This window comes from Nocardia pseudovaccinii NBRC 100343, from assembly GCF_001613225.1.
In the GTDB taxonomy this organism is placed as follows: domain Bacteria; phylum Actinomycetota; class Actinomycetes; order Mycobacteriales; family Mycobacteriaceae; genus Nocardia; species Nocardia pseudovaccinii.
In genome coordinates this window covers 1-12,170 of sequence record NZ_BDBY01000330.1, presented here as the reverse complement: position 1 = coordinate 12,170, position 12,170 = coordinate 1, and the positions used below count along the sequence as shown (strand labels likewise).

Annotated in this window: 10 protein-coding genes; 2 read left to right on the top strand and 8 right to left on the bottom strand. The window is 67.5% G+C overall.

The window, feature by feature from the left end:
• Positions 1-18: 18 nt before the first annotated feature.
• From NP3_RS36885 to ctaD, 8 genes are all read right to left on the bottom strand, one after another.
• Positions 19-1,194: a class I SAM-dependent methyltransferase gene (locus NP3_RS36885; RefSeq protein WP_063046348.1), complete on the bottom strand. Its 1,176-nt coding sequence runs from the start codon at positions 1,192-1,194 to the stop codon at positions 19-21.
• Positions 1,194-2,171: a class I SAM-dependent methyltransferase gene (locus NP3_RS36880; protein ID WP_063046347.1), complete on the bottom strand. Its 978-nt coding sequence runs from the start codon at positions 2,169-2,171 to the stop codon at positions 1,194-1,196. The genes NP3_RS36885 and NP3_RS36880 overlap by 1 nt, the downstream gene beginning before the upstream one ends.
• Before the next feature lie 731 nt (positions 2,172-2,902).
• Positions 2,903-3,679 (bottom strand): enoyl-CoA hydratase-related protein, encoded by a 777-nt coding sequence (locus NP3_RS36875; RefSeq protein ID WP_063046346.1) that lies wholly within the window; start codon positions 3,677-3,679, stop codon positions 2,903-2,905.
• 18 nt (positions 3,680-3,697) lie between these two features.
• Complete coding sequence (locus tag NP3_RS36870; RefSeq protein WP_169814647.1) at positions 3,698-4,468, bottom strand: NUDIX hydrolase; 771 nt, start codon at positions 4,466-4,468, stop codon at positions 3,698-3,700.
• 107 nt (positions 4,469-4,575) lie between these two features.
• Entirely contained in the window at positions 4,576-5,409 is an 834-nt protein-coding gene (locus NP3_RS36865; protein WP_063046344.1) for an ABC transporter ATP-binding protein, read from the bottom strand.
• 384 nt (positions 5,410-5,793) lie between these two features.
• Complete coding sequence (locus NP3_RS36855; RefSeq protein WP_084509495.1) at positions 5,794-6,558, bottom strand: peptidyl-tRNA hydrolase; 765 nt, start codon at positions 6,556-6,558, stop codon at positions 5,794-5,796.
• A 74-nt stretch (positions 6,559-6,632) separates the two neighbouring features.
• On the bottom strand, positions 6,633-7,856 hold the full coding sequence (serB, locus tag NP3_RS36850; protein ID WP_063046342.1) for a phosphoserine phosphatase SerB: 1,224 nt from the start codon (positions 7,854-7,856) through the stop codon (positions 6,633-6,635).
• Between the two features lie 134 nt (positions 7,857-7,990).
• Positions 7,991-9,733 (bottom strand): aa3-type cytochrome oxidase subunit I, encoded by a 1,743-nt coding sequence (gene ctaD / locus NP3_RS36845; RefSeq protein WP_063046341.1) that lies wholly within the window; start codon positions 9,731-9,733, stop codon positions 7,991-7,993.
• Positions 9,734-10,078: 345 nt separating this feature from the next.
• Here ctaD and NP3_RS36840 point away from each other — a divergent pair, with 345 nt between their 5' ends.
• Entirely contained in the window at positions 10,079-10,903 is an 825-nt protein-coding gene (locus NP3_RS36840) for a VOC family protein (protein WP_063046349.1), read from the top strand.
• Positions 10,904-11,038: 135 nt separating this feature from the next.
• The gene (locus tag NP3_RS36835) at positions 11,039-12,136 is read left to right on the top strand and encodes an ABC transporter substrate-binding protein (protein ID WP_063046340.1); all 1,098 of its coding nucleotides are present in this window, start codon (positions 11,039-11,041) and stop codon (positions 12,134-12,136) included.
• Positions 12,137-12,170 lie beyond the last annotated feature (34 nt).

Genomic DNA, 12,170 nt, shown 5'->3' with positions numbered 1-12,170 from the left:
CACATTGCATTCTCGGGTTCAGGGGGTGGGTGGTGGGGTGGTGCAGAGGAAGGCGGCGGCGGTGCGGGATAGGCGGGTGAGGATGAGGGTGTAGGGAGTAGTGCCGCGGAGTTTGAGGCGTTTGCGGAGGGTGTCGGGGTCTATGTCGAGGCCGCGGATGCGGATTTCGAGAGGGCCGCAGTTGCGGCGGGTCAGTTCTTGGCGGAGGGTTTTTTCGCGGAATTCCAGGCGGTCGACGATGCGGAAGCCGCGGACGCCGTGGGGGACGGCATTGCCGGTCAGGTAGGCGATCTGCGGGTCCAGTTGCCAGAGGCCGTATTCGGCGGCGTAGTGGCGCACCAGGCCTGCGCGGACAACCGCGCCGTCGGGGTCGATGATCCACTCGCCGGGGGGCTGTTCCGGAATCTCGTCGGGGGCGGCGTCGGTGTAGGTGACGGATTCGCCTCGGGAGATGAGGACTGTCGCGCGGCGGGTGACGTCGCTGTCGCAAAGGCCCGGCGACCACAGGCAGGCCTCGCGGACCGCGCCGTCGAGGGAGACGACCTCGATCTCGCCCGGCCAGTCCAGGCGGTCGAAATCCAATCCGGGAGCGCACTTTACGGCCAGATCGCGGCCGGGATAGGCGGCAAGCAGATCCGGGAGCGGGGGTTGCAGTTTGGCCGGATCGTGGGTGCGGCGACCGTCCGCGCGGCGGGCCGGATCGGCAATGACGACGGTGCCGATGCTGGTCGAGACGAGGGCATCGGCCTTGGCGAGCAGGACATTTCGGGATGCGGCGAGATTGTGTGCGGCCATGGACAGGCGCACGTCGTCGAGGTCGCTGCCGAGCACCGAAGGGCAGGTGCGAGCCAGTTCGGCGAGTTCCGCGCCGATCGAGCAGGTCACATCGTGTACGGCCCGTCCGGACAGGCGCTCGGCGCGGTGTCGGGCGACCAGCGTCGGCGTCGCCTGTTGCAGTGCGTCGTCGGTGAACAGCCACTGTCCGGTATCGACGAGTTTGGCCGCGGCACGACGGCGCAGACGCACCGTTTCCACCAGTGCGGCCGACCGCTCGCCGAATTCGCGACGCACCCGCTCCAAATCGCGCAGGTGCGTCGCGGGAGTCAGCTCCAGCCGATCCACCTCGGCCAGCGCGGCGCAACCCGCCGCGCTGCCGAGGAAGACGACATCCTCGCGGCCGAAGCGGTAACCCACTACTTGGCGGCAGCGCCCGGCTTCACGCCGGTGATCATGGCGTTGTAGAAGAACTGGCGCGGCACCACGCGGCGCATGACGTTCTCGTCCAACCAGCTCAGCCGCAGCCACGCACGGTACATGGCCATCCGGTAGCCCATGGTGAGCTTCTCGTCCGGAACCGCCGCCTCGAAGGTGCGCACCGGCCAGCCCCACAGCGCCGCCGCGAACTCCTCGGTGCTCGCCTTGACCTCGGTAGCCCCGGCGCCCCGCGCCATCGCCTCGAGGTCGCTCGGATCGAAGGTGTGCAGGTCGACGACCGCCTCCAGCGCCGCGGCGCGCGAGGACTCGTCCAGTTCGGCCTGCGGACGCCGCCAACCCGACAGTGCGGGCAGCTTGGTCACGGTGGTGGTGGCCTTCCAGGTGATGCGGCCGAGCCAGCGGGCGTAGAAGTTGCCCGCGGTGGTCGGTTCTCCGGCGAAGACGAAACGCCCGCCCGGCTTCAGCACGCGCAGGCACTCCTTGAGCGCCAGTTCCACATCCGGGATGTGGTGCAGCACCGCGTGCCCGACGACGAGGTCGAAGGTGTCGTCCTCGTACGGGATGGTCTCGGCGTCGGCGACCCGGCCGTCGACATCGAGCCCGAGGTTCTCGGCATTGCGCAGTGCGACCTTCACCATGCCCGGCGACAGGTCGGTGACCGAACCGGACTTCGCGACGCCACCCTGCATGAGGTTCAGCAGGAAGAAGCCGGTGCCACAGCCCAGTTCCAGCGCGCGCTCGTACGGCAGCGGCGCGGGGCCGACCGCGGCGTCGAACCGGCCGCGGGCATAGTCGATACAGCGCTCGTCATAGGAAATCGACCACTTGTCGTCATAGGTCTCGGCTTCCCAGTCGTGATAGAGCACCTGGGCGAGCTTCGTATCCTTCAGCGCTGCTTCGACCTCGGCCTCGGTGGCATGCGGGTTCGGCGCCGGGTCATCGGGGTGGACCGTCATGGTGGGCTAGCCTAGCCAACCCTGCGCCGCACGTCTGCAGCGGACCAGTGAGTAGGACGTGATTTCGCTCCACCGCACCGTCCCCCGAGACTCGTTCTGGTTCTGAACCCGCCCGACGATCTACCCGCACACCGCCACCCGCCCCAGATGCGGTCGGCAACCTGGGGCTCGAGTGGGACTCACGATCATCGAGTGCCGCGAAAGTCACACTACCCATCGACCAGGAACGTGTTCCTGTTTATGGTTCGCATCGGCACTCGGATCGCCCGATCCCGACCCGACGGACCGCGGCACCGCAGATCCTGGCTACCGGCCAGTAACGACAAGCAGGCCAAACCGAACCGTCAGCCGGTTGCGTCGGTGCCCGTCAGCGACCGACTGAGGTTGCCGAACCTGGACCGTCGGCCAGGTTCGACTAGTGCCAATGCGGGCCCAGCGGCGAAGAGTGGGGTCCATTCCGTGCGAGCACGATCGAACCCGCCAGACCTGTCCGGGCAGATCGACCGAGACCTCACGAACGCCACCGACTCGGCCGAGCCGTGTGCCCCATCACCGCCCGACGAAAGTCGCCGAGCCTGGACCGTCGGCCAGGTACAACTCGTGCCCGCGACGGCCGTCGGTGGCGAAGAGCACGGTCCATTCGATGCGAGCACGATCGAGCCCGCCAGACCTGTCCGGGCAAATCGACCGACAGCCTCAACGCCACCGACTCGGCCGAGCCGTGTGCCCCGTCAGCGCCCGACGAAAGTCGCCGATCCCGGGCCGTCAGCCAGGTAGGACTCGGTGCCGATGCGGCGGTCCTCGGTGGTGAAGAGAGTGGTCCATTCGGTGCGGGCGCGGTCCAGGCCGTGGGGACCCGCTTCGAAGACGGCTTTCGCGGCGGCGAGGGCGCGGGTGGGCCCGTCGGTGAATTGTTGCGCCCAGCGGATGGCGGCGGTGTAGACGTCGTCGGGGGCGACGACCTCGTTCACCAGACCGAGGGTGCGCGCTTCGTCGGCCTCGACGAAGCGGCCGGTGTAGACGAGGTCTTTGGCGGGGCCGGGGCCGATCAACAGCGATAGGCGGCGGATGCCCGCGAGCGGGATGAGGCCCGCTTTGATTTGCGGCAGGCCGAGTTTGACGTTGTCGCCGATGATGCGGCGGTCGGCGGCGAGGGCCAGTTCCAGGCCGCCGCCGAGGCAGTAGCCGCTGATCGCGGCGACGGTGGGCTGGGGCACCTTGGCCAGGCAGCCCAGTGCCACCTGCAGATCGGCGGCCATGGCTTCGGCCTGATCCGGGTCGAGTCCGGAGAGTTCGGCGAGGTCGTCGCCCGCGCAAAAGACTCGCTCGTCGCCGTAGACGACCAATGCCGCGACCCCGGGGTGTGCGGCGACAACCGCCGCCGCCTCGGCCACCTCCCGGACCAGCTGCGCATTCAGCAGGTTCAGCGGCGGGCGGTCGATCCGCAGGACGGCAACGCCACGGACGGCGGGATCCTCGGGCAACTCCAGGGTCACGAATTCGGCCATGGCAGGAAACCTACTGCCTCATGGACGCGCGGATCCCCTGAGCCTGCTGGTATCCGGCATTGCGGCGAAATAGCGCTGGTTGTCCGGGAACTGGAGCACCTGCCGCCCGCTGTCACCGGTGAGCACCGGCATGATCGGTTCGATCACCCGGTCGATGGCCAGAATCTCCGCCGTGGAAGCGAATTCGGCAATGGCATCGAGCTGCGACCAGGTCGGCGGCAACAGCACATCGGTGCCCGCCCGCCAGCGGTCGAGCTCGTCCGCCGCGGTGCGCCATTGCACCTCGGCCGCCTCGGTGGTGGCGCCGTCGGCCAACTGTCCTTGCGGCAGCACCGCGACAAAGAAGCGGGTGTCATAGCGCCGCGGCTCGATCACCGGGGTGATCCAATTCGCCCACGGCCGCAGCAGATCCGCGCGCAGCACCAGTTTCTCTTCGGCGAGGAAGTCCGCCAGCGACACCTCGCGCCGTTCCAGTCGGCCCCGGGCATCGTGGTAGCCGGTGGTATCGGAGACGACGGTGTCGGCTGTCGGCCCGGCCAGCAGCACTCCGCACTCCTCGAAGGTTTCGCGCACCGCGGCGGCAACGAGCGCCTTGGCCCTCGGCTCGGTGGTGCCGAATTTCGCCGCCCACCAAGCGGGTTCGGGTCCGGCCCATTCGATATCGGCGGTTCCGTCCGACGGATCGACACCGCCGCCCGGGAAAACGGTCATACCGGCGGCGAAGGCCATCGCCCCGACCCGGCGCTGCAGGAACACCTCGGGCCCGGTGGCACCGTCACGCACCAACATCACCGTCGACGCGTCCTTGAGCGGCGGAATGGGCTCCTGCGCGTTCGTCTCACTCACTCCTGCACCCTAACGCCTGCTTGTTTTACGCCGTAATCCCCATCACGGGCTCAGCGCGAACGATGCCGCCCCAACCGACGCGCGCGCCGCGCGAAGTACCGGCCGTCGACGCGATCCAGCGCGATCGACTGACGGAAGGCCTCGCTCAGGTTCTCGGCGGTGAGCACATCCGGCAGCAACCCCTGCGCGATGACCGCGCCCTCGTTCAGCAGCAGGCCATGGGTGAAGCCCGGCGGAATCTCCTCGACATGGTGGGTCACCAGGACCATGGCCGGGGAATCGGGATCCGAGGCCAGATCGCCGAGGCGTTCCACCAATTCCTCACGGCCGCCCAGATCCAGACCGGCGGCGGGCTCGTCGAGCAGCAGCAGCTCCGGATCGGTCATCATCGCGCGGGCGATCAGCACCCGCTTGCGCTCACCCTCGGACAACGTTCCGTAGGTGCGATCGGAAAGATGTTCGGCACCGAGACTTTCGAGCATATCGATGGCGCGATCGGTATCGACGTCGTCGTAACGCTCGCGCCAGCGACCGAGGACCGCGTAACCGGCGGAGACCACCAGATCGCTGACCTTCTCGTCGCGCGGAATCCGGCTGGCCACCGCGGCCGAGGACCAGCCGATGCGCGGTCGTAGCTCGCTGACATCGGTTTTGCCGATGACTTCACCGAGCAGATGGGCGATGCCCGAGGTCGGATGCACTTCGGCGGCGGCCATGCGGAGCAGCGAGGTCTTGCCCGCGCCGTTGGGTCCGAGGACCACCCAGCGTTCGTCGAGCTCGACCTGCCAGGTGACCGGGCCGACGAGGGTGTGACCCGAGCGTCGGATGGTCACGTCGGTGAAATCAATGAGCAGATCGGGATCCGGTTGCGGCACGGGCTCCATCTTGGCTCAAATGCGCTGTGTTCGTACGACCGACCCATGCCGGTAGCCACGACGTGGCCATTCGTCCGCCACGGCGTGCCTTCGCGGACGGTGCGCGCACCGCTCCCGGCGGGTTTTTCGGCGGCTCATCGGTGGAGCGGAACATCCGCGCGACGATCAGTGCCAGCGGAATCGAACAACCTACCCAAACGGCGAGTATCACCAACAGCGTCGTCATCATGATGGCCTCCGGCGAGTGGTGTGCGGCGGTCCTATTGCGTCGAACGTACCCAGATCGGGCCCGGGTGAATCCCCCTGGCGCCGAACAGCGAAACATCTACACCGCGTAATCGCTTACGGGACCTGCGGTGCAAATCGGTGCGAGGCAATTCACCCCCCGGGCAATCAGTATTGTCCAGGCACCGCGATCACAGTCATCGACCCCGGAGCGACCTCGGTGAAACCGGCGTCGCGCACCGCGACGGCCTGCCCACGAGACACCTGCTCGCACAGCGACGCCCACTGCTCCGGTCCGGATTCGCGCACCGTGCAGCGGAACTCACGCTGCGACCACCGCAGCGCCTCGTCCACGGTCAGCGCACCGGCCAGCAACATGCTGGCGTGACCGACCTGAGCGGCGGCCTTGCCCAGCGTCATGCCGAGTTTCGTATTCACCCACAGCACCGGCAGATCGGGATCGGCGGGCCCGGGATCGTCGTGTTCGAGATCGGTGCCGTTGATCTGCAGCCGCCTGATCCGCGGATCGACCTCGCCGACCGGCCCCGGCACGAATGCCCGCGCCTGCGCGCCGTCCACCTCGACGGTCACCCCGTCCACTTCGTTGGCCGCCAGCCACTGCGCACCACGCGCCCGGCGCGCCACCTTGCGGATCCGCGACCGCTTCCAGGCCAGGAACCGCTGCTCCCACACCCCCTCGGGCCCGACCCGATCATCCAGGCACAGCGCCACCGTGGCCGCCGCAGCGGCCTCCAGCAGCGCACTGCGCCGCGGCGGATCGACCTTCGGAATATGCAGCACCATCTGCATGGCTTGCACGAGAGCGGGCTCCTCCGGATCGCCGAGACCGCCGTAACCGCGCGCCAGCTCCGCATGCCGAATGCGGAATCCCTCGACACCCGTTGACAATTCGGCCTCCGGGATACTCGACATCACGCCACCTCGATCGTCAACGAAAACCGCCGCACAGGCGCGACACCCCCAGCGAGCCTACCGACCCTCGTGACTCAGCTGCCGACGAGCGGGACGCGACGGATTCCGCCGTCGCGGGCATCCGCGGCCTCCACCTCGTCGCGGGTCACGCCCAGGATGAACAGGACCGCGTCCAGGTAAGGATGCGACAGAGCCGCATCGGCGACCTCGCGCAATGCGGGCTTGGCATTGAAGGCGACACCGAGTCCGGCCGCATTGAGCATGTCGATGTCGTTGGCACCATCGCCGACGGCCACCGTCTGCTCCATCGGCACGCCCGCCTCCGCCGCGAATTTACGCAGCGCGGTGGCCTTGAAGGCACGGTCGACGATCTCGCCGACCACCCGGCCGGTCAGCTTGCCGTCCACCACCTCGAGCGTATTCGCCTGCACGAAGTCCAATTCCAGTTCGTGCGCGAGCGGCTCGATCACCTGACGGAAGCCGCCCGACACCACACCGCAGCGGAATCCGATGCGGCGCAGGGTCCGAATGGTGGTGCGCGCGCCCGGTGTCAGCTCGATCCGGTCGGCGACCTCCTCGATCACCGATTCGTCCAGTCCCGCGAGCGTCGCCACCCGCTGACGCAGCGATTCGGCGAAGTCGATTTCACCGCGCATGGCCGCCTCGGTCACCTCGCGGACCTGATCCTCCACCCCGGCGTGCGCGGCGAGCATCTCGATGACCTCGCCCTGGATCAGGGTCGAATCGACGTCGAAGACGATGAGCCGCTTGGCCCGGCGGGCCAGTCCGGCCCGCTCCACCGCCACGTCCACCTGTTCGGCGACCGCGACCTCGGCCAGCGCGGTGCGCAGCCGGGCATCGGAATCGGGGCCGGTATCGGTCGCGGTGACCAGCAGTTCCATACCGGTCACCGGGTAGTCGGCAATGCCGCGGATGGTATCGATATTGGCGCCGAGCGCCGCGAGCTGACGGGAGACCGAACTGAATGCGCGCGCGGTCACCGGCGCGCCGAGGATGACCACCGCATGGGTGGACATCGGCTGCCTGCCGATCTGCGCGTCGACCTCGACGTCGACATGCATGCCGACGGTATTCATCGCCTCTTCGAGCTCGTCCTGCAGCGCCTCCGGATCGCTCGGGCAGGTGACCAGCACGCCGAGGGTCAGTCGGCCGCGGATGACGACCTGCTCCACATCCAGCAGGCTCACGTGGTGCCGCGACATCGCCGCGAGCAGCACGGAGGTCACACCGGGCCGGTCGGGTCCGGTGACAGTGACGAGGACGGTGGTGTCGGCCAACTGAGGTGCTCCAAGTTAGTTGTTTGCCGTAGCTGTGCTGGACCCCGGTGTCGCAACGCTGCGGTCGGTGCATCTCCCACAAATGAGTGTGCACCCACTGATGATCAGCGGGTGCACACTCATCGATCGAAATACTAGTGCTTTGCCAAGGCGCCTTCGTGCACCTCGGTGGCATGTTTGCCCGAACCCCAGCCCACGTGGGCCTCGGCCCGCATCCGCTCGACCATGTGCGGGTAGTGCAGCTCGAAGGCGGGACGCTCGGACCGGATGCGCGGCAGTTCGTAGAAGTTGTGCCGCGGCGGCGGGCAGGTGGTGGCCCACTCCAGCGAGTTGCCGTAACCCCACGGATCATCGACGGTGACCACTTCGCCGTAGCGGTAGCTCTTGAAGACGTTCCAGATGAACGGCAGCATCGACGCGCCCAGGATGAAGGCGCCGATGGTGGAAATGGTGTTCAGCGTGGTGAATCCGTCGCTGGGCAGGTAGTCGGCGTAGCGGCGCGGCATACCCTCGGCGCCCAGCCAGTGCTGCACCAGGAAGGTGGTGTGGAAGCCGATGAAGGTGGTCCAGAAGTGCCACTTGCCGAGGCGCTCGTCCAGCATGCGTCCGGTGATCTTCGGGAACCAGAAGTAGATACCGGCGTAGGTGGCGAACACGATGGTGCCGAAGAGCACGTAATGGAAGTGCGCGACGACGAAGTACGAGTCGGTCACGTGGAAGTCCAGCGGCGGCGAGGCCAGGATGACACCGGACAGACCACCGAAGAGGAAGGTGACCAGGAAGCCGAGGGAGAACAGCATCGGCGATTCGAAGGTCAGCTGGCCGCGCCACATGGTGCCGATCCAGTTGAAGAACTTCACACCGGTCGGGACGGCGATCAGGAAGGTCATGAAGGAGAAGTACGGCAGCAGCACGGCTCCGGTGGCGTACATGTGGTGCGCCCACACCGCGATCGACAGCGCCGCGATGCCAAGGGTCGCGTAGACCAGCGTGGTGTAACCGAAGATCGGCTTACGTGAGAAGACCGGGAAGATCTCCGAGACGATGCCGAAGAACGGCAGCGCGATGATGTACACCTCGGGATGGCCGAAGAACCAGAACAGGTGCTGGTAGAGCAGGATGCCGCCGGTGGCCGGATCGTAGATATGGCCACCGAGGTGGCGGTCGTAGGCCAAGCCGAACAGCGCGGCGGTCAGCAGCGGGAAGGCGAGCAGCACGAGGACGCTGGTGACGGCGATGTTCCAGGTGAAGATCGGCATACGGAACATGGTCATACCGGGAGCACGCAGGCAGACCACGGTGGTCAGCATGTTGACGCCACCGAGGATGGTGCCCAGACCGGAGACCGCGAGGCCAAGGATCCACAGGTCGGTGCCGACGCCGGGCGAGTGCAGGATGTCGGTCAGCGGCACGTACGCCGTCCAACCGAAGTCCGCGGCGCCGCCGGGGGTGATGAAGCCCGCGGTCGCCATGGTCGCGCCGAAGGCGTACAGCCAGTAGCTGAAGGCGTTCAGGCGCGGGAAGGCGACGTCGGGGGCGCCGATCTGCAGCGGCAGGACGATATTGGCGAAGCCGAACACGATCGCGGTCGCGTAGAACAGCAGCATGATCGTGCCGTGCATGGTGAACAGCTGGTTGAACTGCTCGGGGGACAGGAACTGCAGACCCGGCCGGGCCAGCTCACCACGCATCAGCAGGGCCATCAGACCACCGATGAGGAAGAACGCCATCGAGGTGGTCAGGTACATGACACCGAGGACCTTGGGGTCGGTGGTGGTGACCATCTTGACGATGAACGAGCCCTTCGGCCCGGTCCGAGCCGGATACGGCCGAGTCGCTTCCAACTGAGGGACTGGCTTTGGCTCTACGGCAGTCACTGATCCTCCTGAAAGGTGCCTTTAGGTCGCTCCGCAGGCTCCGCTGCTCGCATCCGCCCCACTACCGGGGACAGACGAGGAGTTCGCTTGCGCTCCTGAGATCGTAAACCGTGCTGCGACAGCCATCCGCACGGGTCCTACTCTGTGTCGTATTTCGCCGTGTGGGCGACTGCTACCACTGATCCGGCGATCATGAAATCCGGCCCCTTGCCTGCCGACCATTTCGTGCAACCTGCAAGCAGTCGCGAGCGATGACTTTCCCGGCCAGCCGACGTCTCTATCGGTGACAGTGATCCACTCTCGACCAAGGAGACCTTTATGAGCACAGCATCGCGTAGCGATTCGATGAGGGGCGGCGGTCGGGCGACGGGTGGGCCCGCACCCGAGACCGGCGATCCCTGCTGGGTCGACGTTTACACATCTGATCCAGACCGGGCCATTGCCTTCTACGGCCAGCTCTTCGGCTGGACCGCCGACCGCGCGGACGAGGAGTTCGGCGGCTACATCACCTTCCGCAAGGACGGTAAGGCCGTCGCGGGCGGCATGGGCAAGACCGCGGACGGGGCCGAGGGACCCGATCAATGGACGGTCTACCTCGCTTCGCCCGATGCCAAGGCCACCGCCGACGCCGCCGCCGAGCACGGCGGTGCGGTCGTCGTGCCGCCCATGGATGTGGGCGATCTCGGCGCGATGGCAGTGCTCGGCGATGTCGGTGGCGCGGGCGTCGGCATCTGGCAGACCGGCACCTTCGGCGGATTCGAGACCATCGGCATCGCCTCGGGCGGCACCTGGACTGACCACGTCGGCATCCCGTCCTGGTTCGAACTGCACACCCGCGACTACGCCCGCTCGCTCGACTTCTACCGTGATGTCTTCGGCTGGAGCGATACCTTCGCCATTTCAGACACCCCGGAGTTCCGCTACACCACCATCCACGCCAGCACTCCGATGCTCGGCGGTGTCATGGATGCCTCGGCCTTCCTGCCCGAGGGTGTACCAGCGGGTTGGACCGTCTACTTCGGCGCCGATGACGTCGACGCGGCCGTCGCGAAGCTCGTCGAACTGGGCGGCACCGTGCTGGCCCAGCCCGAGAACACCCCCTACGGCCGGATCGCACAGGTCGCCGATCCGACCGGGGCACGGTTCAGCATCGGCGGCAACGCCACGTAGCCGATCCGGCGACCGCGCGGAATCCGCTGTACGACAGCGAGATTCCGCGCGGTCGCGAACACGGCCCGGATGCGACGTGCACGCGGCGGTGGCCTTCGCGTCCGGGCACCCACGCCACGCGGTACCCTCACCCGCATGCCGGTGAGCGCCCCTGTTCGCACCCGAAACCGCACGGACTCCCCCCGATACGGCACCGCCAGGAATCGCGCGGTCCGGCACGGGGGCACGGCGGTCGCCCTGCTCTGCGCCGCATTGTTCGTCGCGGGCTGCAGTCAGAAGGACGACGCCAGCTCGATCATTCGCACCACCACGAATATCGCGGGCGCGGGCGTGGTCGGCCTGGAGCGCGACACCTCGAAGGCCTGCCCGCTGCCCAGCGCACCCGATCCGTCGAACGGCAAGACCCGCACCGTCACCCACGCCGCGGGCACCTCGGAGGTGCCCGCGGATCCGCAGCGCGTCGTGGTGCTGTCCACCTCGGCGTTGGACGCGACCTGCGCGGTCGGCCTGTGGGAGCGGGTCGTCGGCGCGGTTCCGATCGACGGACCTCGCTCGCAGCCCATGTATCTCGGTTACGGCGTGCTGAAGATTCCCACCGTCGGTTCGGCGGCGCAGCCCGATCTCGGGCAGATCGCCGCCCTGCATCCCGATCTGATCATCGGCGATATATCGAGCGGCCCAGGCGGTTTCGCCGCATTGCAGGCGATCGCGCCAACCGTACTCGCCGATCCTGGCAGCGGCTGGCAGACCGAATTCGGCACGCTCGCAGCGGGTCTCGGCCGCCGCACGGCCGCGGCAGCGGCATTGGAGTACTACCGCACCGAGGCGCGCGAGACCGGTAGTGCCCTGGCCGCCAGCCAGTCCCAGGCCTCGGTGGTCCGCTTCACCGCCGATCACGACCAGGTCCAGGGCAGCAATAGTTTCGCCGGACAGGTCCTCGCCGATGTCGGCGTACAGCGGCCGACCGCGCAGCGCGGCACCTCCTTCGACGTGACCGAGCAGGACCTGACCAAGGTCGAGGGCGACATCATCTACGTCGTCTTCGCGGGCGAGGCAGGTGAAGCGCACGGTAAGACGGTGCTGCGCAGCGATGCCTGGAAGGATCTCGGCGCCTCCGCCGATAAGCGCGTCTTCGCGGTCGAAGACACTGTGTGGCACGGCGACGGGCTCACCGCGGCCCGTGCCCTGCTCGCCGACCTGCGCAGCAGCTTGAACGGTTTCGTCACCGACTGAGTCTTTGGCCGCGCCTGCGGCGCGGCGTGTTCGC